Source organism: Flavobacterium aquatile LMG 4008 = ATCC 11947 (assembly GCF_000757385.1).
Taxonomy (GTDB): domain Bacteria; phylum Bacteroidota; class Bacteroidia; order Flavobacteriales; family Flavobacteriaceae; genus Flavobacterium; species Flavobacterium aquatile.
In genome coordinates this window covers 223350-247975 of sequence record NZ_JRHH01000006.1, presented here as the reverse complement: position 1 = coordinate 247975, position 24626 = coordinate 223350, and the positions used below count along the sequence as shown (strand labels likewise).

General features: G+C 30.6%; 28 protein-coding genes and 1 pseudogene. 7 read left to right on the top strand and 22 right to left on the bottom strand.

What is annotated here, in order from left to right; translation table 11 throughout:
* Positions 1-2: 2 nt before the first annotated feature.
* The 8 genes from LG45_RS15750 to LG45_RS15715 all read right to left on the bottom strand — a co-directional run bounded on the left by LG45_RS15750 (position 3) and on the right by LG45_RS15715 (position 6695).
* A complete protein-coding gene (locus LG45_RS15750) occupies positions 3-773 on the bottom strand; it encodes a hypothetical protein (protein WP_035129037.1) in 771 nt (256 codons plus the stop codon).
* Positions 767-1759: a hypothetical protein gene (locus LG45_RS15745; protein ID WP_035129035.1), complete on the bottom strand. Its 993-nt coding sequence runs from the start codon at positions 1757-1759 to the stop codon at positions 767-769. Before LG45_RS15745 ends, LG45_RS15750 begins: the two co-directional genes overlap by 7 nt.
* A gap of 122 nt (positions 1760-1881) precedes the next feature.
* On the bottom strand, positions 1882-2637 hold the full coding sequence (locus LG45_RS15740) for a metallophosphoesterase (protein WP_035129032.1): 756 nt from the start codon (positions 2635-2637) through the stop codon (positions 1882-1884).
* Positions 2638-2675: 38 nt separating this feature from the next.
* The gene (locus LG45_RS15735) at positions 2676-3635 is read right to left on the bottom strand and encodes a hypothetical protein (RefSeq protein WP_052087633.1); all 960 of its coding nucleotides are present in this window, start codon (positions 3633-3635) and stop codon (positions 2676-2678) included.
* Between the two features lies 1 nt (position 3636).
* Complete coding sequence (locus tag LG45_RS15730; RefSeq protein WP_035129030.1) at positions 3637-4827, bottom strand: toll/interleukin-1 receptor domain-containing protein; 1191 nt, start codon at positions 4825-4827, stop codon at positions 3637-3639.
* Positions 4818-5606 carry a TIR domain-containing protein gene (locus LG45_RS15725; RefSeq protein WP_052087632.1) on the bottom strand — a complete coding sequence of 263 codons (789 nt, stop codon included), beginning with the start codon at positions 5604-5606 and terminating at the stop codon, positions 4818-4820. Before LG45_RS15725 ends, LG45_RS15730 begins: the two co-directional genes overlap by 10 nt.
* A 12-nt stretch (positions 5607-5618) precedes the next feature.
* Positions 5619-6167 (bottom strand): toll/interleukin-1 receptor domain-containing protein, encoded by a 549-nt coding sequence (locus LG45_RS15720; RefSeq protein WP_052087631.1) that lies wholly within the window; start codon positions 6165-6167, stop codon positions 5619-5621.
* 6 nt (positions 6168-6173) lie between these two features.
* Positions 6174-6695 carry a TIR domain-containing protein gene (locus LG45_RS15715; protein WP_035129027.1) on the bottom strand — a complete coding sequence of 174 codons (522 nt, stop codon included), beginning with the start codon at positions 6693-6695 and terminating at the stop codon, positions 6174-6176.
* A gap of 169 nt (positions 6696-6864) precedes the next feature.
* Between LG45_RS15715 and LG45_RS15710 the strand changes: the two genes are divergently transcribed.
* The gene (locus tag LG45_RS15710; protein ID WP_035129023.1) at positions 6865-8544 is read left to right on the top strand and encodes an NERD domain-containing protein; all 1680 of its coding nucleotides are present in this window, start codon (positions 6865-6867) and stop codon (positions 8542-8544) included.
* Between the two features lie 43 nt (positions 8545-8587).
* On the opposite strand, the gene LG45_RS15705 is transcribed toward LG45_RS15710, so the two are convergent.
* The 14 genes and pseudogenes from LG45_RS15705 to LG45_RS15650 all read right to left on the bottom strand — a co-directional run bounded on the left by LG45_RS15705 (position 8588) and on the right by LG45_RS15650 (position 17142).
* Positions 8588-9220 (bottom strand): hypothetical protein, encoded by a 633-nt coding sequence (locus LG45_RS15705; protein WP_035129020.1) that lies wholly within the window; start codon positions 9218-9220, stop codon positions 8588-8590.
* A 92-nt stretch (positions 9221-9312) separates the two neighbouring features.
* On the bottom strand, positions 9313-9981 hold the full coding sequence (locus LG45_RS15700) for an AAA family ATPase (protein WP_052087630.1): 669 nt from the start codon (positions 9979-9981) through the stop codon (positions 9313-9315).
* Positions 9911-10756 carry a transcriptional regulator gene (locus tag LG45_RS15695; RefSeq protein WP_035129018.1) on the bottom strand — a complete coding sequence of 282 codons (846 nt, stop codon included), beginning with the start codon at positions 10754-10756 and terminating at the stop codon, positions 9911-9913. The genes LG45_RS15700 and LG45_RS15695 overlap by 71 nt, the downstream gene beginning before the upstream one ends.
* An 8-nt stretch (positions 10757-10764) precedes the next feature.
* Positions 10765-11058: a helix-turn-helix domain-containing protein gene (locus tag LG45_RS15690; RefSeq protein WP_035129016.1), complete on the bottom strand. Its 294-nt coding sequence runs from the start codon at positions 11056-11058 to the stop codon at positions 10765-10767.
* 113 nt (positions 11059-11171) lie between these two features.
* A complete protein-coding gene (locus LG45_RS15685) occupies positions 11172-12020 on the bottom strand; it encodes an RteC domain-containing protein (RefSeq protein ID WP_035129013.1) in 849 nt (282 codons plus the stop codon).
* Between the two features lie 63 nt (positions 12021-12083).
* Positions 12084-12233, bottom strand: a complete 150-nt coding sequence (locus LG45_RS16530) for a hypothetical protein (protein ID WP_165570823.1) — start codon at positions 12231-12233, stop codon at positions 12084-12086.
* 186 nt (positions 12234-12419) lie between these two features.
* Positions 12420-12773, bottom strand: a complete 354-nt coding sequence (locus LG45_RS15680) for a DUF488 domain-containing protein (RefSeq protein WP_035129010.1) — start codon at positions 12771-12773, stop codon at positions 12420-12422.
* A gap of 302 nt (positions 12774-13075) precedes the next feature.
* The gene (locus LG45_RS15675; protein WP_035129007.1) at positions 13076-13309 is read right to left on the bottom strand and encodes a hypothetical protein; all 234 of its coding nucleotides are present in this window, start codon (positions 13307-13309) and stop codon (positions 13076-13078) included.
* 907 nt (positions 13310-14216) lie between these two features.
* Complete coding sequence (gene folE, locus LG45_RS15665) at positions 14217-14873, bottom strand: GTP cyclohydrolase I FolE (RefSeq protein ID WP_035129000.1); 657 nt, start codon at positions 14871-14873, stop codon at positions 14217-14219.
* A 130-nt stretch (positions 14874-15003) separates the two neighbouring features.
* Positions 15004-15390, bottom strand: a complete 387-nt coding sequence (locus LG45_RS15660) for a tRNA (5-methylaminomethyl-2-thiouridylate)-methyltransferase (RefSeq protein WP_035128996.1) — start codon at positions 15388-15390, stop codon at positions 15004-15006.
* Between the two features lie 181 nt (positions 15391-15571).
* A pseudogene (locus LG45_RS16690) lies at positions 15572-15874 on the bottom strand (NAD(P)-dependent oxidoreductase).
* A gap of 153 nt (positions 15875-16027) precedes the next feature.
* Positions 16028-16201 (bottom strand): hypothetical protein, encoded by a 174-nt coding sequence (locus LG45_RS16595; protein ID WP_205620523.1) that lies wholly within the window; start codon positions 16199-16201, stop codon positions 16028-16030.
* A 100-nt stretch (positions 16202-16301) separates the two neighbouring features.
* The gene (locus LG45_RS16590; RefSeq protein WP_205620522.1) at positions 16302-16460 is read right to left on the bottom strand and encodes a hypothetical protein; all 159 of its coding nucleotides are present in this window, start codon (positions 16458-16460) and stop codon (positions 16302-16304) included.
* Between the two features lie 16 nt (positions 16461-16476).
* Entirely contained in the window at positions 16477-17142 is a 666-nt protein-coding gene (locus LG45_RS15650; RefSeq protein WP_035129186.1) for an RNA polymerase sigma factor, read from the bottom strand.
* 228 nt (positions 17143-17370) lie between these two features.
* Here LG45_RS15650 and LG45_RS15645 point away from each other — a divergent pair, with 228 nt between their 5' ends.
* The 6 genes from LG45_RS15645 (at position 17371) to LG45_RS15620 (ending at position 24617) form a co-directional block, all read left to right on the top strand.
* The gene (locus LG45_RS15645) at positions 17371-18036 is read left to right on the top strand and encodes a ferredoxin reductase domain-containing protein (RefSeq protein WP_035128993.1); all 666 of its coding nucleotides are present in this window, start codon (positions 17371-17373) and stop codon (positions 18034-18036) included.
* A gap of 85 nt (positions 18037-18121) precedes the next feature.
* A complete protein-coding gene (locus tag LG45_RS15640; protein WP_240471891.1) occupies positions 18122-18661 on the top strand; it encodes a DUF4142 domain-containing protein in 540 nt (179 codons plus the stop codon).
* Positions 18661-19005, top strand: a complete 345-nt coding sequence (locus tag LG45_RS15635; RefSeq protein ID WP_035128990.1) for a plastocyanin/azurin family copper-binding protein — start codon at positions 18661-18663, stop codon at positions 19003-19005. Before LG45_RS15640 ends, LG45_RS15635 begins: the two co-directional genes overlap by 1 nt.
* 22 nt (positions 19006-19027) lie before the next feature.
* A complete protein-coding gene (locus LG45_RS15630) occupies positions 19028-20338 on the top strand; it encodes a hypothetical protein (protein WP_035128988.1) in 1311 nt (436 codons plus the stop codon).
* Between the two features lie 132 nt (positions 20339-20470).
* Positions 20471-23617, top strand: coding sequence for a cytochrome c biogenesis protein CcsA (locus LG45_RS15625; protein ID WP_035128986.1), 3147 nt, complete (start codon positions 20471-20473; stop codon positions 23615-23617).
* Positions 23618-23657: 40 nt separating this feature from the next.
* Positions 23658-24617 carry a transporter family protein gene (locus LG45_RS15620; protein ID WP_035128983.1) on the top strand — a complete coding sequence of 320 codons (960 nt, stop codon included), beginning with the start codon at positions 23658-23660 and terminating at the stop codon, positions 24615-24617.
* Positions 24618-24626: the final 9 nt, after the last annotated feature.

Here is a 24626-nt window from a genome sequence, read left to right as displayed (position 1 = left end):
TATTATTCGGTTAAATTAAACGCTCCAATTAGCAATTCAAACAACGCTTTTACATCAACATTTCCTGCACCCATTTCTTTAAAAATTTGTTTGTCTGGCAAATCATCCTTTACCACTTCAACGAAATTCGCAATATCTGATTTAATGCTTTCAGCAATGGTAAAGTTATCTTCTGGAGTTAGTAATAGTAGTAATCTGAAAATATCCATTTTATGCTTTCTCAACTGCTTTTCATCAATTTTTTCTCCGTTTTCTTTTCGGGTTTTATAATCTAGAAATGCTTTGGCTTTTAGGCCAATTAAAGCTTCTGTATTTGCTAAATGTATTCCGTTGTCTAATTGGCTGTGTTGTATTGTGAAATTGTAATAATCATCATCCATCAGTATTGCAGATAAACTCGAAATTTCTGTATCAACTGGAATTGGAGTTAGATGTGTTCCTTCATCCAAATCTAATAAATCGGGAATTCTTGAAAATAATTCAATTTGAAATGGAAATTCTTCTGCTTGTGGTTTCTGAAAACGATAATATTTTCTGTCTTCTTCACTTTTCTCTTTGACTTCATAATTTCCCTGTTTTACAAATTCCCAAAAATGTGCTACAAATTCTGGACTTAATGCCTCGATTACTAAAATAATGTCAATATCTTTTGTTGCCCTTGGCGTTAAACCAATATTATCAATGATGATGTCACATGCAGTTCCACCGATGATAATATAATTATCTGTGAAATCTTTAAAATGTTGTCTGAAAATTTCTAAACCTCTTACCATATGTATTTTTCTATTATTTGGTCTAATGCCATGTCTGTTCTTTCATCGATAAATCCCTCTTTCAAACTAATGTATAAAGACAATGGGTCTACATTGTCTTTCTTTGTTATTCCTTTTGTGATTAATTCTGGGTTGTATTTCCAAACTTCCAAAGCATAGTTTCCGCTTTCATTGTTTAGATTTACTAATTGATTGTTTTTTTCTAACTCATAGAATTTGTTTTTTTCTATGGCAAAATGTTCCAATCTACTTGGGTTCATATCGCTGTATTCTTCCAATGCTGTAGTATTAGAGAAATACATTTTTATTGTTGGTTTTTCATCTACATAAACTGTTTTAAGGACTGGATTTATAAGATGTTTTTCTATACTTTTCCAAAGTTTTCGCACATCGTTTTCAAACACAATATTTTTTTCTTTGGTTCCAACAACCTCAACAATAGCTAATCTTTTCAAATTTTCAATTGCTTTTGTTATTCCCATTTGTGTGTATTGGAATTTTTCTGCTAACTCTTTGAAGGTATATCGATTTAAATTATCTTCTTTGTGCAGTATTTGATATAGCAAAATTAATTGTGCTGAAGGAAGCAACAGGAATTCTTTTTGAAATGCTTTGTCCTTATTAAAATCTTGAATATCAATAAGTAATTCTGCTAGAAACATTTGCTTTCCTGGAACAATAAAACTAATTTTTTGGTCAATAAGTCTTTTCCGATTTATAGCCGTGATGTCTTCAGTAACAATAATAATTCTTTTGCTTAACACCTTTTGTATTGCTACTACTTGTTGTCTTAATTGTGCAGCATTGAAAGCGTCTTCTTTATTAACCTGTACTAAGATTAATTCGTGGTTGTGTAAATGAGTTACATAAAAATTAAAATTGTTCTTAAAAATAAACGGTAATTTATTAGTAAACTCCTTCGATAACTCTTTTATTTCAAGGTTTTTTCCTAGTATTTGATGGATGTATTCTTTTAATTTTTCCATAATAAACTAATAATTGTTATAATAAACTTAATAGGTTTATTATGCAAATATAGGTTTATTATATTAAATATCAATTTATTAATATATAAAGTATATTAATCTATGTGTAAAAATAAACAGATTTATATTTTTATAAAAGCTTTAGAATTAAAATCAACATTCTCATTGTACTTGACATACCCCAATTGATTGGTAACTAATTTGGTATTGCCAATTTGGAAGTCATTGACATTTGAATGATGGTGCCCATAAATCCAATAATCAATATCATTTTCTTCAATGAAGTCTGTTAAGTTGGTTGCAAAAGCTTCATTGATTTTACTATTGATATATTTTTCTGGATAGTTTACAAAAGTAGGAGTATGATGTGTAACAACGATATTTTTATTATCTGATTTAACTGCTAATGCTTTTTGGATAAATGAAATACTTTCTTTGTGTAGCAGATTATAATCATCAACATTGAATAAACGATTATTGCATTTAATTACCTTGAAATCAGATATTGCTTGTTGAATTGTCCAATGCTTGGCTTTTGAAATATTTGACCATAACGTAGAAAAAATCAAATTAACACCCGAAACTTCTTTAACGCAATTGTTTACTAAAAAAACATTCTCTCTAATTTTTGTATCTAAAAAACTGCTACTATCTACTTTGTAATAGTAATACTCGTGGTTTCCCGGAATCCAGAAAGTAGTTTCAAAATTCCTTGAAATATAATCGAAGAAATCTTTATGCTCGTCCATTATTTTAAAAGGGACAATATCTCCAGCTAAAATTAATATGTCAGCGATTGGCTCAATTGGATTATTGCGAATGTATTCTTTATTATCTGCAAACTCAAGATGCAAGTCGGAGCAATATCGGATTTTCATAGTTGATATAAATTGTGACTTATAAGACATTTAGAACCTTAACTCAAAGATTTTTTCAACCCCTTTAATATGAGATATATTATTTCATGAAGATGAATAGTTTCAAATAATCTTCTATTTTCACTTTCACTTAATCCATTATTTTTACTTAACTTTTTTAAAGAATAAGAATTGATGAATTTTAAACTCTCGTTGTAATCAATCTTTATGATATTTTCTTTGGAATTATAAAAATCAACAAATTTCCCATATTCAAAGTTTTGATTTTTTTGCCATTCCTCAGATAGCTCTTCCGGTTTTTCTTTATTGAGTGCATCTATTATAGATTTTGTTATACCTCCAAATGCTCCAATTAAATATGTTGGTTTATCTGATTTTAATGATAGTAAAGCTTCTTCTAATAAACCTGGATATTTTCCTTTAAAATTGCTTTTTCTACCACCCATGAAAATTCTAGCATGATTGTTATCATTCATTTGATTTCTCATTTTTGACAAACACTCTGACCAAATAAATAAGTTATCATTTCCGATTGGCGGATAAAACTCATTTTTATTTAAATTTAATTCATCAGGAGGTGGCACTTTATTAACTTTTACTCCGTTTTTAATGAAGTCTAAATTTTGCTTTTCCTGAATATTTAAGTAAATGGGAAAACTAAAATAATTTTCGTAATATTTTTTATTGTCTTTGTGAGGAGTGTACTGTTTTACAATTTCTGAAAATAAAAAAGTATATCCTTCAGACCTTAAATCTCCTCCATATAGTAATGTAGCACCATTGATAATTAAATATCTCGTAAGTTCTAAAATTGTATCTTGTTGGTGGATTTTGGAAAATCCAAGCTCTTCTAAATTTTCACTTTCGCTGATTGATATTGCAATTTTTTTATTAGTGAAAAGAAATTTTTTAGATTTTAATTCATCTCTTTCTTCAATAACTTCATTTACTAAAAAATCTTCAAAATCTTCGTGCTTATTTTTATCGTTATTTATCATACTAAATGTAATTTGGGAGTTGAACTGGCGTTAAAAATTTGATTTTGCCATCAACATCATTGAGTAAGTTTATTTCTTCAATTCCTAATGGCGGCTCAGGGTATAGTACGATTAAATCTTTAGTTTCTTTAACATTTTCAAATTTATATTTTTCAATATCAATATAATTAAATAATTCAGGTGCTTTTGGTAAAATTATACAATAATTTTTTGTGTCAATTTCATACATTTTTTTACAATAGTCAAGTAATTCTTTGTTATAACTAATTTGAATTACTTGAATTAATGTATCGTTTATAATTTCTTCAATATTATCTTGCCATATTAAAGTAGGAACATTTCCTAAATATGGAAAACTTCTCGTTTCTCCCTTTTTTATACTATGAACACATAAGATAGGGCAGCCAAATCTTTTAGCAATTATAACTTCTCTTCTGCACCATTCTCTATTGGAAAATTCATCCGTATTAAAAACAATAATTGCTGAGTTATTTATATTTGTTTTAATCTGTTCTTCAAAATCATGGCCATCGGCAATGTCATTAGTATCGAAAAAGGTATCTAATTTAGTATAGCTTTCTAAATAATCTCTGAATTTTTTAGCCAAATCTTCGCCATCTTTTTTTGCATGACTTAAAAACAGTTTTACAGGAGCGTCATCTGTCTTCTTTGTATTATATACTTCTTTTTCATTCTTTAATTGTCTTGCAACGTCATGTAACAAACGTGATTTGATTAACTTCCATTTATTGTCAAAAATTTCACTATCAGTTACTCCGTTAATTTCATTTGCTCTGATAAACTGTATTTTACTTAAGCCAGCTTGGTCAATATAGTATGAGTAATCAGAAAATGCGATTGGAAATACTCGTGTATTATCAGGTAGATTTTTAACTAATTCTTGTATATAATTCCTCCAATGATCATCATTAACCATTTTATCATCTACTAATATTACAATAGCATTTTTATGAGATTCTTCATAGTTAATTTCTATCGGAATATTGCTATTAGATTTTGGCTTGCTTCTGAAGTAAACAGGTATATTTATTGCTCTTGCTAAAGGAGATTTTAATTCTCTACAAAATGTTGAAAATATATTTTCAGCATATAGTTTACCTTCGGTAAATTCTGGGTGCCAAATAACATAAATTGAAAATGGACTTATAAATTTTTGACTGTCTAATCGCATAAGTTATCGGTTAAAAGGTTTATTCCTTTATTAATAATTCTATCATCAAATTGTCTATTAGCGAATGCTTCTTCAACGTACTGCTGCAACAGATGTCTATCCTCAGTCCAGTCTTTTAAAATAGCATACTCAGATTCAACATTTTTAATAAATCTTTCTGGATATTCATCTTCATCATAAGTAGTTTGTCCATAGTCAGGATGAGTAGGTAATCTTAAACCAAGTAATCCAGCATATCTATTCCCAACTTTATAATTTAATGCACCTGCAATTTCCCAATCAATATGTTTTCTACATTTTGTATTTGGACCTAATAGAACTATTAAAACAGTAACATTTAGCATATATTCACTATTAATTAAATTATGAATATAACCATCACTATTTTCAGAATCTATATCACCATCTTTTACGGAGTGATTTACTATTAGATCTTTAAATCTTAAATCAAATTCTGTTCTTTCATCTTCATTATCGTGATGATAATAGCTAATGAATGTTTGTCTTTTGGTAATGTTTTTTGGCAAAGAAACATTCCAAGTAAAATATCCATTATTATAAATAAAATTATTTGACCTAATCCAAGTTCCTTCACTATTCTTATCTAAAGCAGAAATAGTATAACCGCTATTTGACTTACCTACAAGCCAATTTCTATCTTTAGTGCCTTCATCATTTAGATTTTCATTATCATATGAAAATGCTTGTACATTATCTATCAATTGCCTTGCTGTTTCAAATGATAGTTTAGAAACAAAATATTCTACTATTTTACTCATATTTTTTGTTTTTTATTGATTCCAATCTAACACATCATCTAATGGATGTGATAATGTTGTGTGCTTTTTTATTAGATTATAATTTTCAAGAATATATTCAGATTGACCAGTTACATTCTGTATAAAATTATTCAAAGATTTAGTTCCTCTTAACATATTTGTTGTTTTTAGATAATCTGGTAAATCTTCATCTTTAATACCTTTAATTGTTATTGCTCCTTGTATTGTATTCTCGTGACCATAACCAATCTCCCATGGAACCCATTTTGAATATAATGTTTTAGGTGAAATCACACATAGCATGTGAGAACTCATATTTATACCTTTCTTTATTGATAATACTATACCATTTGGATTATTTGTTTGTCTGTAAAATTTTAAGTCGTTATCAAATTCATCAAAATAGACATCAATACCAGCATCCATTAAATAATCAGCTATTTTTTTGCAATAAATCGTATCATCTTTTTGATGACTTATGAAAACACATCTTACACTTGTGTTAAAGTTTATTTTTGCCCTACTTTCGTTTAACGATAATGCTCTATTAATCCCTGCCATTTCTCTTTATCTTTTTAAAATGTTTCTTTTCATTCTGACTCTTGAATTGACAATAGAATCAAATGAGTTATCTCTCTTCCAAATTGCATAATTTACCTTGCTTTCAAAATCCCTCTGTACATTACTCCAACGCATAGATACAGCATAACCGGAATCAATATTATCTTGTAGTCTAGGCGGTATAGAATGGTTTTGACCTGGCAAAAACACACATAATAAGCCATTAGGCTTAAAGCTTTTCAACGATGTTGTAGGATGTTTATATCCTCTTAATGATGCCCATATTTCAGAATCTATCCATTTTCTGTTTCCGGTTTCTGAACCAATTAGTACAATTGTAACCGAGCAACTTCGCATTTTATCACGAATTTTTTTGTAAATAGTTTCATTACTTAAGTATCCAACATCATCTTTTAAAGAGTAATCTGCGACTTTCATTCCTTCTTTTAATAATCTTAGTTCATCCAAATAATTCTGGTCATTTTTATGATGATAACTAATAAAACAGTTTCTAATAATTTTTGACATAAATTGGAATTAAGAGTTTTTAAATAGATTAGGAGAATATTACATTAATTTTAAAAATTTATGTTAATATTAGCAAGAATTATACCCGTGTTCATAAAACCCATTGTTTGTCATTAAATAATTGATAATGTGACAAATTGACATTTTAATTATTACTTAACTTCAAAATATGATTCAAATAGATTTAGAAAAAAAATCATCAGAAATTAAAGCAATTATTTCTGTTTACACCAAAGAAAGCTTTATTGGTTTTTTTGCAGATTTTATAAGAAATAACACTATCAGAGGTTTTGAAGAATTCTCTGAAAAGATAAAATCTAAATTGAAAGATTCACTATACCTAATAGCATTGAGATTATCAACTGATGAAGGATCTATTCACTTTGAATTTAATGAAGAAACAAAAAAGGATTTAATTAGAGTAGCTGACATAATTAATGAAATTGTTAGTTACTTTTTAGCTGCTAATTACACTGAAAAATATTTGCACAAAGACTCACAAATTAAATTTGATCTCTTCATTCACGAAACTACTTTTAAAAATTACTTCCAAAATGGTGTATTAAATTTTGTTGAACAAGAAATTAACCATATTGTAAATATGTTTAGTCCCTATAATGAAAAAATTAAAGAAAAGACAGGATTAGACTTGTATTCATTTATTGATTTTTACTATTTAACTGAAAAAGTTTATAAAGAAAAAGTTTATGATTCCCAATCATTCTTACTCGATAAATCTTTTTATTATATGGTAACAGATAAAAATGGATTTGATTTGAACAAACTATCTGAAGAAACAAAGTCAAAATTCCTTGATTTTTATGAAAGACCACATTTGGCTTTGGTTTTCACAAAATCAGATTTCATTAAATTCATTGATGCAGATAAGTTGGATTACTTACTCGATATATTTTCAAAAGATTTAAAAAATAAAATTGATTTTACATTTTACACACAAAAGAATCCTCTTGATTTACAACCCATAATTAAGTTAAACGATTACGAATATTTAAACATTTTTCAAAAGCAAATACCAACTTCGATTTATAATCATCTTTTTACTATTCTTGGAGATAATCAAAAATCACTTACTCAACTTTATCAACGAAGAGGAAAATTAGTTTTTGAAGAGGAAACTTTAGAAATTTTCAATAATTTTTTTAAAGACAAAAACACTAAAGTATATCACAATTATCACCTGAATGGTTACGAACAAGATATATTAATTATCCACAATAAAATTGCTTACATCATAGAATGTAAAACATCCAAGTTCAGAGAGCCTTTAAGAAATACTGAAAAAGCATATACAAGGATTAAAGAAGATTTTAAAACATCTATTCAAGAAGGATATAATCAGTGTTTGAGAGTTGAAAATGAAATATTTAATAATGATAAAATAATTATTGGAACCAAAAATGAAAAAGTTGTGATTGATACAAATCATATTTCAAATGTATTTTCAATTGTTGTTACACTTGAAAGATATGGAGCAATACAAACAGATTTAAGTCTTCTGTTAGAAAAGGAGAATGAAGAAGATTTTTATCCATTATCAATTTTTATAGATGATTTAGAAATATTCCTTTTAAGCTTATACAAGAAATTCAACAATCCTTACAGAAAATTTGAGGAATATTTAGAAATTAGACAGTCCCTAAATGGGAAAATTATGTCAGCTGATGAATTAGATATTTGCGCCATGTTTTTGAAAAATTCTATTGGATTAAAAAAGCTTATAAGCGATAATACTTTTATAATTCCAGATCCATTATTACAAAATATCTTTGATGAAATGTATTTTAAGAAACAAATTAAAATTAAGCAAAAATATAAATCAAAATTTTAGATCATTTTAATTAAATTTTTATTAAGTCATTTATCCCTAATCATCAATGAAAAAATCCCTTAAAGTCTTCAATGTAAACTGCTATATTATAAAGCTCTATAAGCTTTAATTTATCATAATCATTTGGTATTTGTGCAATATCAATTAAGCTAATATGATTTGCAAAAGACTTTTCTCCTAGTACGTGTTCCAAATGAATATAAACGGCTTCTCTCAATCTTGGGTTGTAGTTGCTGACTATTTGATTTTTAACATAAACTCTAATTCCCAATTCTAAAGGTTTGTTCTGAATTTTTAAAGGCTCGAAATACATTTCGCTAATTTTTAGAATAACACCATAGTATTCTAAAGGTTTATCCACGCAGTTTTTATATTTGATTAGATTTGTCTCTGGCTGTAGAAATGAGATTATTTTCCAACGTTCTATAACTGGAGCATAATGTACTAGTAGTTCTACTTCTTTGAAAAGATAAGGATTGCCATTTGCTGTAATGATTAGTTCGGCATCTTTGCTTTTGTTTTTTATGATTAGATCAAGGTCTTTATTGTATTGATGGAGTAGATAAATCAATTTATTGAAATGCACTTTGAGTTCGTCTTTTGGGATTTCGTTTAGTAGTAGGAAAACGAAGTTGTTTTGCCTAAAATGATTCCAGAAGTTGGTTATTTGGTTCATCGCTTGTCTTGTATGGTTTTGTCGTATGCAATTAGATTGAACATTTACTCACGCTTTGTCTATTGTTTTTTTGGTGTTCGTGATTATGCAATTTATTTCCGTTTGTCTATTGAAGTTCTATCATAAGCTATTAAATTACATAATTCCCTCAATCTGCTGCGGACACGATTGCCGTAAAAATTCTCAATTTCAGAAGCTGAAAGGTTTGTAGTTATGTGCGTTTGTATTTTTTTTGCTGTAAAAATATCATACCGACTTAATAGAATTTCGGCCATTACGTTGCATTCGTTTCCGTAGTATTTTAAGTTGTTTTCTGTACCAAGATCATCAAAGCATATTGTTTTGGGTTCGGATTGGTAGAGTTTGCCTTTACTGTATTTATGAATAATTTGGTAGCCGTCCTTGATAAATTCATAACTTATATCTCGACACGGTTTTACGAAAAACTTATGCTCTGTTGGTGTTAGATATTTCATCAAATTCATTAGTGATGTTTTACCACAACCAACTGGACCAGAAAGTAGAATTCCTTTGTTGAGGTTGATGTTGTATTGGAAACACGTTGCTTCATCTTTTAAAAAATATGCAATGAGTTTGTAAATTATGGGATAATCAGTTTCAAGAATTTTGAAATGATTTCCGAAGATTTCAACACCTTTTTTCTCTAGCCAAACAATTACTTGAGTATAACTATAATGGCTCTGAATAATCTTTGTCGGTTCCTGTGTTGAGGTGTTTTGCTCTGTTGGATTGTTGTTCATTTGAAATGAATTTAGGTGCGTTTAATATCCAATTTTGTCCTGCTGCTTGCCAATCGACCATTGGGGTTTTGCCACCCACTAACCAACCGTTGCTGGAGAAATAATTGAAAAACTTAATTGCTTCGAGTTCTGGAAAGTTATTTTCAAGGAAATAGTTTTTGACTTCTTCAATTTTGGGAACATTCTCTTTTTCTTTTTTGGCGGAACTTTTTTCTTTTTGTTCTTCATCAACATTTTTTAAAAACTCATCGTCATTTTCAAAATTTTTTGCTTTCTCGTCCAAGTTTACAATCTTTAAATCGTTTGAAATGTTTGGTATGTTTGTATTGTTTATATAAGATACTAGAGCTTGTTCAATACCTGTTTCATTACTTGTACCACTACCAGTATAAAGCTTGCTCACTACTTGTTCATTAACCAGTTCAAAAACAGGTTCATTTTTTGGTATTGTTGTTTTTTCGCTTTTCGGAATTGGCTTTAGACCATCTGAAAAATTGAATAGATAAACGTGGCTTCCTTTGAATGGATTATAAGAAGGCTCATAGTTGATATATCCTAATGAATGTAAGTTTTTAAGGCATTTGTGATAGGTAGCTTTGGAACTGATTTTACTAATTCGCATTACCTCATCACGAGAAATGCTTATTGGATTTTTGAACCGATTGCAGTTCCAGAATTGGAACAATGCGACATACAAACTTACGTGTGTTGGATTGAGTGTTTTGTCAATTGCAACTTTCTCGAAAAATCCTGTTAGATGTTTTATGTAATTCATCTTTGAGGTTATTTACGATTGAATAAATTAGGTGTTGCTTCAACTTTGTTGATTTCTATGACTTTTTCTAAATCATTACTGGAGTAATATAGAATTCCACCAATTTTAGTGTAGGTTAATGTACCGTTGACACGTAGATTTTGTAAAGTGCCTGAAGAAATGTTTAACAGCTTTCTGACTTCATTAGATTTGAGCCATTTTTTTTGCTGTTGTGGTTTTGAATTAAACATTGCGTTTAAGTCAGAAAGTAGGAGTGTGCGAAATTCGTTTAAGTCTTCGCGAGTAATAACTTCGATTGCCATAACTGATAATTTAAATTGTTATGGTACAAAATTGTGGGTTTTGATTCGTTTTAAATCACAAGTCAATCACAAGTTGTGATTGATTTTTATTCAAAGTATTGTATTTATTGGTGTTAGAGCAAGTCGTCTGTATTTTCCATTCTTCTTACTAATTTATCTTTAAGAGTATTCAGAAATTTGGTTGGTTCTGATTTTCTTACTCTAATTTCAAGGAAAGCCCTATGATATTGACCTAAATCGATATTGAATATGTTTTCAAAATACTCTGCTATATCCTTTAAATCGGATGCTCCATTATTAAACACACCTTCGGTATGCAAAGCATACAAAAGCTCTATTAATGCAACTTTAGAGCCTGTCCAATTTTGTTTTATCTTGGGATTGACTTGTGATTTTTCTCTTGGTTCTCTATTTTCCATCATTAGCAATTTATCTTCTAAATAAACTTGGATTAAATCGTGTGCCATAATCTTAGCCACTTTAAAATCATGTGATGTAGAAAAACTATGGTCAACTTCAAAATAGAAGCTATCTAAAGCTAATTTAATATCGAATTTTCCTCTTGTGAAATACTTGTGATCAAGGTAATTACTTCCTGTTCTGTAATATTTATAAAAGTCTAAATTATTGTCAAAGTATCTTTTTAACTTATTCAATTCGTTATTCAAATATTTCTTTAAAATACGTTCTCCACCATGAGGTTTTTTTGTCTCTATTTTAAAAATCGCATTATAGTAAATTAGTTTAGAGGTAAATCGAGGTTTGATATTTTTAAAGAAATCAATTTCTTGTTCGTGAGATTTTATTCTTTCTTTTTCGAAAATTGTTTTTAATTTTTCAACTGAGTTTATTATGATATTGATGGCATCCACACTTCTCAATATTGGATCATCAATTTCTAAATCGGTAAAGTTTAACTGTTCGTTTAATTTAGATAATAGTTGCGTGGCTTTGTTATTCAACTCAAATGTTGTTATTTTATACTTATCATTTATTATGGAAATTAAATAAAAAAGAGACAAAGTTTATATACCTGCTTTGATAAAAGGTATTTCCATATCAACAATATCTTTTAGGTCTGTGAATGTTTTGTTGCACAATGTTATTCCACTTCCTACTTTGCTATGCGTTGTTTCATTTGCTTCAGGAATTTCATTACAAACAATGACTTCCATAGACAGCGTAATTGTCTCCGGTTTGGATATAGACAACTTAGGGAATTGGTGTGGTTCCTAATTTTCTTTTTTCAAAGGATGCCTATATTCCAAAATCTATTTTTGGAATTTGCAACTCATTCGCTTTTTTTATGCTTTGAAAAACACCGTGATAGCGGTGTTTTTGTTTGTTATTACTTTTTAATTTCAAATCAGCTTTGTTAAAACATCCCTTAAAATAACAGCATGATTAATTTGGGGATCTTTTGCACCATATAGCAAAGTGACCTTTTTTGTTTTGGCTATAGATCTCAGCCGGTTTAATTCTTCTTCTTTTTGTTTTAATTCTTCGGTATATAATTTAGTAAATTCTTTAAAGCGACTTTCCTGATGGTCAAACCACTTTCTAATTTTGACTGATGGTGTAACTTCTCTGTTCCATTCATCCAAGAAAATTTCTGATTTTTTGAGACCACGTGGCCAAACCCTATCAACCAAGATGCGATATGTATCGTCAGGTTTCTTATGGTCATATATTCTTTTTAAAGTAATGTTACTCATCTTTTGTTGTTTACTGTTTACTCTCTTTACTAAAATTATGCTTTAAAAGTGATTACAGAAAGCGATATATGGAAGATTATTTTTTGAAAATTTTAAGAACAGTTTTTTCTCCTTTATTATTTTTCAGTTCGATAAAGTAAAGACCAATTGGTTCTGTAATCCTTAATTTAAGTTTATTTGAAGACACTATTGTCTCTTCATATAGGGTCTATTACGTTTATAACTTTAGCGCTAATACTTTCATATTCCTGATTAAAATTGATATTTAATAATTCAGTTACCGGATTTGGATAAAAACTAATTTAAGATTGGAAGTTAACATCAGAGATTTGGAGTGCAGCATCAGTCCACTTGAAATTGTCACCTGCTATATAGTTTAAAGAGGCTGGTGCCTGAAAACGCCACTCGTCTGCTTCGACTAAACCTTGCCCATCCGCATCAAAGTTCAGATTAACAAAACCATTATCTACTGTAATTATAGAACTAACTAAGTAACTTCTAAATGAAACCAAATTTCCATTTCTATACCAAGACACCAGTATGTTTCCTGATCATGCAAATTCACAGTTTGCAGACACAAACATCTAGATACTGTTTAAGAAAACATTGTTTCCATCACTAGTAATTATAGTGCCTGTAATTCCCGGAGTACCACAGGAATTTGAATTATCTATATAGAAATTGGAAGGTCCAAAACCATAATCCTGCAAATTTTCTATGTAGAATACACCACCAAGATTAAACGTTTTCCCACTACTCGTAAATGAGAGTGAGTTGTCGGTCTGTGTTTCAAAAGTTTCTGTTACCTGACCAAAAATAGAGTTTGCGACAAAAATACCGAACACGAATAGTAATATTTTTTCATATGCTTAATTGATTTTAATTAAAAACTGTTTACTTATTATTTTCTGATTTAGCGGTGGAGATAACATTAATTGCTGGATTGCTTATTAACATATACCCGAAGGAGATAGTAAAAAAAAAGTATAGCATACCCAATAGCCAAATCATATAAGATGCGTCGGTTTTAAAAAGTTGTCCTTTTAGCAGAGCGAGTCCACCGATAAAATAGTGCGCTAAGTTTGCAAGTACAATTGGCCGATTATATATTCCGTCGACCAGACAACTTTTTGCTATCCATTAAGTACTCCAAATGAAAAATAGAGCGCACCTAAAATCTGAACAAGAATTAAAGTGTCGTTATCCACAGTGATATTTCGATAATTTAATAAAACATTAGGAGCGAAACTCAAAATTATCCCAAAGACTCCTAATGTTACTGAACTTAAGGTTATTATGATTTTTCTACCATACATGTTGTTAAAATATTTTTAAATCATTAGTGATAATGAACTTAGCTATATATCATAGATGCCACAAAACTTAAAATCGTTATTATAAAAGCTTTTCTATTACTCATACAAATACTATTAAGACGTTAATTTATACTATGTAAGATTTTAATTCTGACCTAACAGATTTCTTTTTAAATTTTCCATAATAGCACGACGTAATGGTACTACTATTGGTATCTTTAATTCCTCGAGATGCAACACAAAGATGATCTGCTTCTATAATTACAGCGACATTGTCTGTATTTAGTGCTTTTACCAAACCGTCTGCTATTTGCTTAGTTAGCCTTTCCTGCACCTGAGGTCTTTTGGCATAATATTGAACCAGCCGATTAATCTTTGAAAGGCCAATTACTTCTCCACTCGATATGTATGCTACGTGCACTTTACCAATAATTGGCACAAAGTGATGTTCGCAATAAGAATGCAGTGTAATATTTTTTTCAACAAGCATTTCATCATACAAATACTTGTTTTTAAATAATTTTATCTCAGGTTTGTTAGATGGATTGAGACCGCTAAAAATCTCTTTCACAAACATTTTAGCCACCCGATGAGGTGTTTTTTTCAGGCTATCATCTTCGAGATTAAGTCCGAGAGTATGCATAACCTTGTAGAAACATTCTTCGATTATTTCGATTTTTGAATCATCGCTAATATCGAATGCTCCTGCGTGCATAGGTGTTTCTATATCTGCATGAAGTTTCTTGTCAACCATTACATTCAATTTTAATAACTCTTCACCCATTTGATTTTTATTTAAGTTTTTTATTGTTTTTTTTGATTTGAAATCAAATCATGTTCGTCGGACATTAAAGAAGTACGAGCCTACAAATGAAGCCCTAACCAACCCCACCCATAAGCTCCTATTTTCAACACTAATATTTATGTGTAAATTTTGCTAATCTTGTTAGTGAAAATGCACCAATTGCCATCACAAAATCACGTACTGCTATGTCTAAGAATGTACCGCCGATTAGCAATAATATTCCAATAAGTACAAGCCAAGCTGACACTATATAACCACCAATAATTGGTCTTACCAAAACTATCAGACCAGCAACAATTTCTATAATCCCAACTATTATCATGAGCGCATGTGGAGACATAGACAACAATTCTGATAAACTTGATGGAATATAATTTTCCCAGTGAGTGAGAAAATTAAAAAATTTATCAAGTCCAGCCACGATAGGTACTATACCATATGTATAGCGAAGGAGATCTGAAGTTTGTCTGATTGATTGTGCATTTTTTGTTTCCATTTCTAATGTTTTTTATTTGTTATAGACATTAGATGAAACAACTAACCCAAAGGTTACAAAATGTCAAAAAGTTACAAAAAAAAGCATTTCACTTATTTGAAAGATGCACACAATTAGGACAAAGACTACATCAAGATGTGTAAATTGATAATATTCTCAGGATTACCTTTAGCAAAGTTATTTATGTTCTTAAATGCTTTTGAAAAATAGAGTTCATATCCATTTTTTTTACATATCCCGTGTGCGGTGTGCAAATTACATTTGGCATATTTAGGAATGGATATTCTTTATTATATACAGGCTCTTCTTCATACACATCAAGAATTGCATAACCCTATCGACCTGATAACAAAGCATTCACGAGCCCCTCTCTTTCTTCCAATTCTGCTCTACTGGTATTAACAAATATTGCTTCATTTTTCATTTGTTGTAAATCTGCTTGTTTAACTATTCCTTGAGTTTCGGTCACTAATCGTAGATGCAATGTTATTATGTCGGAAGTTCTAAAAAAAGTTTCTTTATTTTCGGCAACTAAGCAGCTATCATCTTTCGCAATGGCAAAGGATTTCTCATTTCCCCATACTAAACTGTCATATCAAAAGCCTTAGCATAATTTGCTATTTTCTTTCCTAATTTTTCAATAACCCCATATTCCAATAGTTTGACCTTTTAATGTTTTACCAATGTTGGTTTGCCATAGACCATTTCTCATGTAAGCAATAGCTTGTGGAATTTTTCTTTGCGCATTTAAAATCAAACCCCATGTTAGTTCCGAAGGAGCAACCAGTGAGCCTATGCCTTCTACTACCAATACTTTATATTTGCTGCAGGTTTCTAAAACAATATGGCTTGCTATTTTCCAGTTTGACTGATTAGTTTAAGGCTCGGCAACTTCGATAAAAAATCTTCATCTATTCTTGTTCTTTCACGAATGAGAACCAAGCTTTTCGAATGATGATACTAATTATCGTGCATTTCATAGTTACAGTTACTTCATGTACTTCCAGAAGGATGAAACATGTTAAATCTTTTACAGCTTCTTGATAATCGTCAAAAATTACAACTTTCATTTTATTTATATTAGATTTATAGTTTATTGATAGTTTTCATGATATATTCAACAATTCTATCGCACCTGGAATTGCCAAATTCGAATAGTTCTGACTTAGTAACCATGCTAAGTAGTGACTCTTTCATCATAATTCTTCCACGATGAAGTCTTACTTTGACATTACTTTGACTTATTTCAAGACATTTTGAAATTTCGGAAACACTCATCCCTTCAACTTCATTAAGCATAAAAGCAATTCGATATTTTTCTGGGAGTTTTTCAAATGCTTTTTCTATAAAGCCTGCTTTCTCTGTTTGTGCAATTTTATTTTCCTGACTCATAGTAGTATTGTCTGGTAATTGATATGTTTTTTCTTCTAAAGATGTAGTTTGCAACCTCGCTTTACTGAGTTTTCTGTTTTTCTGCAGTGCTTCATTAATTCCAATTCGAATCAGCCAAGTTGAAAATAATGATTTATTACTGAACTGATATAGCTTTTGAAATGCGTTGATGTATGTATCCTGCATGACATCTTCAATTTCACTTCCATCGTTCAGGTAACTTCTCACGGTTCTATAGAGTATCTGATTATATCTTCTAAGCAAAATTTCAAATAATTCAGTCTCACCTTTTAAAATCCGCTCAATTATAACTTCGTCAGTCAATACTGGTAGCGGCTCTTTTTCCATTTTTGTTTCCATCGATATTTTTATTTTAAAGTTAGATGCATGACCCATACTTTAGGTTACAAAATGTAACCATTAAATCATTTGTTGCATCTAAACGGTAGTTTGCCTGAGGCAGAAGATAAATAGTGTACCACTCTTTTACATGTGTTATTTCCTATTTGCATCGTTTGATGGTGTATTCAAAAAAAATCACCCCATCAAATTTACAATTTAATCGTTTAATTAAAAAACAAAGAAAAGATGTATTACGACACAAAAATCATCCATAAAGAATGGATAACTCACGACGTGCTAAGGTTATTGTTAGAAAAACCAAAATTATTTAAATACACTATTGGTCAGGCGATTGAACTGTCAATTGATTCCCTAGAATCGTTTAAACACTTTGCGCCATTTACGTTAACTAGTACTAATGAAGATGACTTTCTAGAAATAATAGTGAAAGTATATCGACAAAGAAACCGATTAACGTTTTGGATGTCAGAGTTGAATCTCGATGCAAAAATAATAATTTCTGAAGCTTGGGATTCATATGAATATAAAGGAGACGGTGTATTTATTGCTGCAGGCTCAGGAATTACTCCTTTTTTACCTATGATAAGGAATCTATCAAAAACAAATAGATTGGGAGACAATGTTTTGATGTATGCAAATAAGAAAGAAGAAGATATCATATTGCGAGATGAACTGAATGAACTGCTAGGAGTGAATTGTATAAATGTTTTGAGCAGAGAAGTTTCAGATTCTTGTGAATCAGGTAGAATTGATAAAGAATTCTTGAAATCTTGGGTAACTGATACAAATTTATTCTACTATGTCTGCGGACCAGAAAGTTTTAATGATAATATCAAAGAACATTTACTTAGTCTGGGAGTTGATGGAGACAAAATTCAAGTAGCATATTAATGAGTTAACGAAAATAAATGGAAAATTTTGTAACCGTACTCTAGAATTTTCATCCAAACGATATAAACTTTAAATTATCAAAACAATGAAAAAAATTATTTCAATGAAAAAAACTGTAAGTGTGCTAGTGGTTCTGCTAGTGTCGTCGTTCTCGTTTGGGCAAAAACAACCCCAATTATCAGACCCTGAAATAGCATCAGTTGCTGTGGTTGCTAATCAAATAGACATAAGCTATGCTGAAATAGCTATTGAAAAAAGCAAGGACAAGGAAATTAAAGAATTTGCAACCTTGATGATGACTGACCACAAAGCCGTTATTGGGCAAGCTGTTGCACTTGTTAAAAAATTAGGCGTAACACCAAAAGATAATGCAGTTAGTCAATCTTTATTAAGTGCTTCTGAAAACACAAAGAAAGAACTGAGAGCAAAAAAAGGAAAAGATTTTAACAAGGCATACATTGATAATGAGGTTGCTTACCATAAAGCCGTTATTGCTGCTGTAAGAGACCTTTTGATTCCACAAGCTAAGAACACTGAGTTAAAGTCACTATTAGAGGCGGTTTTACCTGCACTAGAAACTCACTTGTCACATGCTGAAATGGTTCAACATAAATTTTCAAAATAATGAGACTAAAGAGAGGTTATTATAAAAGCTTTATACTGTTAGTTGCCTTGCTGATTTTTGCGCCGCAAGTTAGCGGTCAAAAGAAGACAAAGGCTCCTAAAGTTTACACGATAGAAATTTCAAAAATGAAATTTATACCTGCGGATTTAGTTGTTGAAAAAGGATCTAAAATAGTTTGGATTAACAAAGATTTTTATCCACATGATATTACAGATGAAATTAAGAAAACTTGGTCATCTAAGCCGATAAATCAAAATCAAAGCTGGAGTAAGATTGTTACCAAGAATGAGAATTATTTCTGTAATCTTCATAAAACAATGAAAGGTAAGATTACTGTTAAATAAATAATCTATAAAATTTAAAAAAATGAAAATAAATAAAATCTATAGTCTGTTGTCATTGGTACTGGTCGGTATTTTTAGTACTAGTTGTACAGAAACAGAAATAAGAACCGAAACAATTACAGAAATTTTAGATCCGGCACTGGTAACAGAAGGAAAAGAAACTTTTAGACATGATACTTTTGGAGATGAAGATTTTTGGAGTGGAATTTTACATTTAGACAAAGCTATTAAAGGCTCGTCAAATGGCGGATATGGTTCAGGTGTTAGTCCCGCGACAGCATTGTCTGTTGGGTTAAAGGTTGATTCAGAGGCTCTACCTGCTGATGTTGCTCAGGCAATTCAAGCTGGTCAGGTTGATTTAAATAGTCCGGCTACTACACTTACTCTTTTAAAGTTAAATGCTGTGGTAGGATTAAAAGGTAATTTCGATACTAGTGGAAATATGACTTCTGTAGGCATAACTTGTGCACTTTGTCATTCTACAGTTGATAACTCATTTGCTGCGGGAATTGGAAAAAGATTGGATGGCTGGCCGAATAGAGATCTTAATGTAGGAGTGATAGTATCACTTACTGATAATGCAGCTTTTTTGGCTAATTTACTCCATGTAGATGAACCAACGGTCATGACAGTATTGCAAGGATGGGGTCCAGGTAAATTTAATGCTGGTCTATTTATGGATGGTAAGGCATTGAAACCAGATGGGACGATTGCCGCTAATCTAATACCTGCTGCCTATGGAATGCAAGGGGTTAATTTAGCGACTTATACAGGATGGGGAGATATGACTTATTGGAATGCGTTTGTTGCTAATCTTGAAATGCATGGGAAAGGAAACTTCTCTGATTCTCGATTGAATAATGCAGTTCAGTTTCCCATAGCAAGTGAAAATAATTTTGGGAATGTTACGAATTCTCCTGATTTAATTACCCCTAAATTACCTGGTTTGCAGGCATATCAGCTTTCATTACTCGCTCCCGTACCACCGTCAGGAAGTTATGATGCTGCGGCAGCTGCGGCAGGTAAGATAGTATTTCAAGGTGTTGGTCAATGCGCAACATGCCACATATCACCAATTTTTACTGACGCAGGATTTAATCTGCATTCTGCATCTGAGTTGGGAATTGATAATTTTGAAGCTAGTAGGTCACCTACTGGAATGTACAGAACCACACCTTTGAGAGGATTGTTTGCGAGAAGTACCGGAGGCTATTATCATGACGGAAGATTTACCACTTTGGGAGATGTTGTTAATCATTATGATAATCACTTTAATCTTCAGTTAAATTCTCAACAAAAAAATGATCTTATAGAATATTTAAAATCTATATAATATTTAATTCCTGTTTTTGGTTTGATCCCGTGATTAACATGACTTGTGTTTAGTCACGGGATTTTTTAAAAATTCTTCTTTTAACATATTGCTGACTATTGTCGGTAACATTTTTATTTTAAAATCAATCTAATGATTAGAAAACTAGTTTCGGTATTTTCTTCAAATTATTTAATGGCTCTATTGTTCGTGATTTTTGCTGGCTCTATGGCGGCAGGGACTTTTATTGAGAATAGTTATAATACGAATACTGCAAGAATTATTATTTATAATTCATGGTGGTTCGAATTAATTCTACTGTTGTTTACAATCAACTTCGTATGTAATATTGGTAAGTATAAGTTATTCAGGAAAGACAAATTAGTGATTTTAGGACTCCACTTTGCCTTTATTTTTATTATAACTGGTGCTTTTATTACGAGGTATTTTGGCTACGAAGGAATAGTTTCATTAAAAGAAGGTGAAAGTAAACAAGAGATTCTTTCTGATAAAGCTTATTTAACAGCCGAAATTGAAACTAAAGGCTCACAAAAAAGAACGGTAATAAGCCGGGCTCTATTATTGTCTCAAAAAACAGATTGCAATAACGATTTTGCCATTCATGCCAATCATCAAAACAAGCCAGTTGATATTATCTATAGCCGTTTTATCATGAATGCAAAACAAGTTTTTAAGCAGGATAAAAACGGGAATAGGTATCTGAAAATTGTAACTGTGAACGAAAATGTTAGGGTTGATCATTTTATTAAGGATGGGGAAATCTTAAAAACCCCGAATGTAACTTTTACCTATAATAGACCTATGATTAACGCAATTAATTTTACAAGCGAAATTGATGGGCGGCTTTTTATTAAAGTTCCAATTAACGGAAGTTTTTTGGAGATGTCCTCTGGAAATTCAGGTAATGTCATAGCTAATGATAAATCGTTGTTGCATGTAAAGAGTCTTTATAATTTTAATAATATACAATTTGTTGTTCCCTTTTTTCCCAAAAATGGAGTTTTAGATGTTAATTCAGATTTTAAATATGATAATAAAGGTGAAAATGATGCCCTAGAATTAAAAATTAAAGTTGGAAATATAAGTAAAGATTTAGTCCTGTTTGGAAAAGAAAAGAAGAAAGGAGTGCCAGAAATTGTCTTGATTGATGATTTGAGGTTGAAACTATCTTATGGTAGTAAGGAATATAAGCTTCCTTTTAAAATTAGGCTTGATGATTTTATTGCGGAAAAATATCCGGGTACATTAAATAGTTATTCTTCATTTGAAAGTAGAGTTTCTGTTTTGGATGAGAATAAGGAAACGAAAGAAAGAATTTATATGAACCATGTCTTAGATTATGATGGATATCGCTTTTTTCAGGCTTCTTATCACCCTGATGAGAAGGGAACTATATTAGCGGTAAACCATGACAATCTTGGTACGAATGTTACATATTTGGGTTATGCATTGTTATATCTTAGTCTAATTTTATTATTGTTCGATAAAAAATCAAGATTCGGAATCGTACAGAAAAAATTAAAGAACTACTCAAAAAAAGGTTTTGTCTCTATACTGCTATTCTTCTCTCTGTTCAGTCTAAGTTCTTTTGGTCAGGAAATGAATCATTCTGAAAAGTCTGTTATTAAATTCCGGTTAGATTCTATAATAGATTTTTATGCTGTTCCTGTTAAGCATGCGAAGCTATTTAGTAAATTGGTTGTACAGGATGAAGTAGGAAGGATGAAACCTTTAAATACCTATTCGTCAGAATTGCTAAGGAAAATAAGTAAGAATGACTACTACAACGGTTTAAACTCTGACCAGGTTCTTATCTCAATTATGCAACGTCCTAAAGTGTGGTATAATGTTCCTTTGATATATTTAAAGAAAGATAATGATAGTTTAAGAAAACTAATTGGGCTAAAAGCTGATGAAAAGTATGCAGCGTTAGCGGATTTTTTTGATAGAGATGGAAAGTATAAACTTGCAAATCAAGCGAAAGATTCCTATCGTTCTTTGCTACCTAACCAGTATGAAAAAGATTTTATAGAAACTGATAAACGTGTGAATATATTCTATAATATCATTACTGGTCGTGTACTTAAAATTTTTCCAATTCCTAATGATTTAAATAACAAATGGATTTCTGCTTCAGAGACAGAACATTCAGGAGTTGAAGGCAAGGATTTACTTTATGTAAAAAATATTTTGCCTCTTTATTTTACTTCTTTAGTTACCTCGTTCGATAAAGATAATTATTCTAAATCTGATTCTCTCTTGTTGAGTATTGAAAGATATCAAATAAAATTTGGAAGTAAAGTAAGACCCTCAAAAGATAAAATAAGTGCCGAACTACTTTATAACAAATATGATGTATTCAAAGAACTTTTTAAATGGTATATGTATGCCGGAGTTTTAATGCTTGTTTTATCATTACTGAATATTTTCAAACCTAGAAAGTTCTTCAGAACTTGCTTGAGGATTATGCATTATCTAGTTCTCGCTCTTTTTACCTTACAGAGTTTAGGGCTTATCTGCAGATGGTATATTTCAGGACATGCACCTTGGAGTGATGCTTATGAAACAATCATTTACATTAGTTGGGCAACAATGTTATTCGGATTAATACTAGGTAGGAAATCAAGTTTAACGGTCGCGTCAACAGCTTTTGTTGCCTCAATGATACTCATGGTAGCTCATTGGAATTGGTTAGACCCATCAATTGCCAATTTACAACCAGTTTTAAATTCTTACTGGTTAATGATACATGTTGCTATTATTGTTGCAAGCTACGGACCTTTTACATTGGCAATGATACTTGGATTAGTCTCAATGATTATGATGTGTTTTTTAAATGAATCTAATAAAAAACTATTAAGTGATGCGATAACAAAAGTTCTACTGATTACTGAAATGTCATTGACTGTGGGACTTATTATGTTAACTATAGGTAATTTTTTAGGTGGACAGTGGGCGAACGAGAGTTGGGGAAGATATTGGGCATGGGATCCTAAAGAAACTTGGGCATTGATTAGTATAATGATATATGCTTTTGTTCTACATATGCGACTAGTACCTATTTTAAGAGGGAAATGGATCCTCGCCTTGTTTAGCGTTTTGTCTTATTATTCTATACTAATGACATATTTTGGGGTTAACTTCTACTTGTCGGGATTACATTCTTATGCGAAAGGAGACAAGGTAATAACACCAATTTACATATATTATTCACTTGCTATATTATTTGTGTTAGCAATACTGTCGTTCTACAAACAAAAAACCTTTTTAAAATCTTAAAATTATTAATTTTTTGTTTTTTAAAATAAATCTAAAATCTATGAAAAAATATAAAATATTACTTATAACTATCTTATTTTCTGTAACTTATGCTAATAGTCAATGTGCGTGCTGTGCAGGTGCAGCAACTGGTTCTTCGGGCAGTTTTAATAACAACAATGGATTATTAACCCTCGAAAAAAGACAATTAGTATTAGAAGACTATGTAGAATATCGAAATATCAATATCAAAAGTCAACATATCGAGGAAGCCAGAATAGAAGAGGACGAAGAAACGCCACTTAAAAGCATTTTTGTGAATTCTCTAGGTGTACGATATGGCATTACGGATAAAATTACGATTGCTGCATCACTTCCCTATGTTTTTTTACACACTGATAGCGGTAACGACAATGGTTTAGGAGATTTAATGGTAATAGGAACTTTTAATGCTTATTCAAAAAATAACTTTAACATTGCACTACAAGGAGGTCTCGAACTACCAACAGGAATTCAGAAAGGATCGAATTTTGACAATACAACCGTTGTGGTTGGTTCGGGTTCATTTGACCCAATGGTCGGGCTGCTATTTTCAAAGCGATGGGAAAACAATATAGCACTTCAAGGCAATGGGACTTTTAAATACACGACGAATGGTTTTAAAGGAAATTATTATGGAAATATATCAGTTCAAAATGTAACATTTTCCTATAGAATAAAAGAAATAAAAAAGAAAGCGGACTTAATTTCAAATGATACTCAATATAAAATCATTGAAACAAATTACAGATGGACTGTATTCGGTGGTTATTATGGTGAATGGCTAGATAAAATACGAGAAGATGGTAGTGTAGATGAAGATTCTGGCTATTACCTAGGATTTCTAAATATAGGCACGAATTTTAACTACGACAGTTGGAGTTTTCCTTTGACTCTTTCATTGCCTATTATACAAGATATGAACGGAGAACAAAACGATGCTGGAATTAGGTTAAGAATCGGAGTTGTTAAATCATTTTAAAAAAACAGT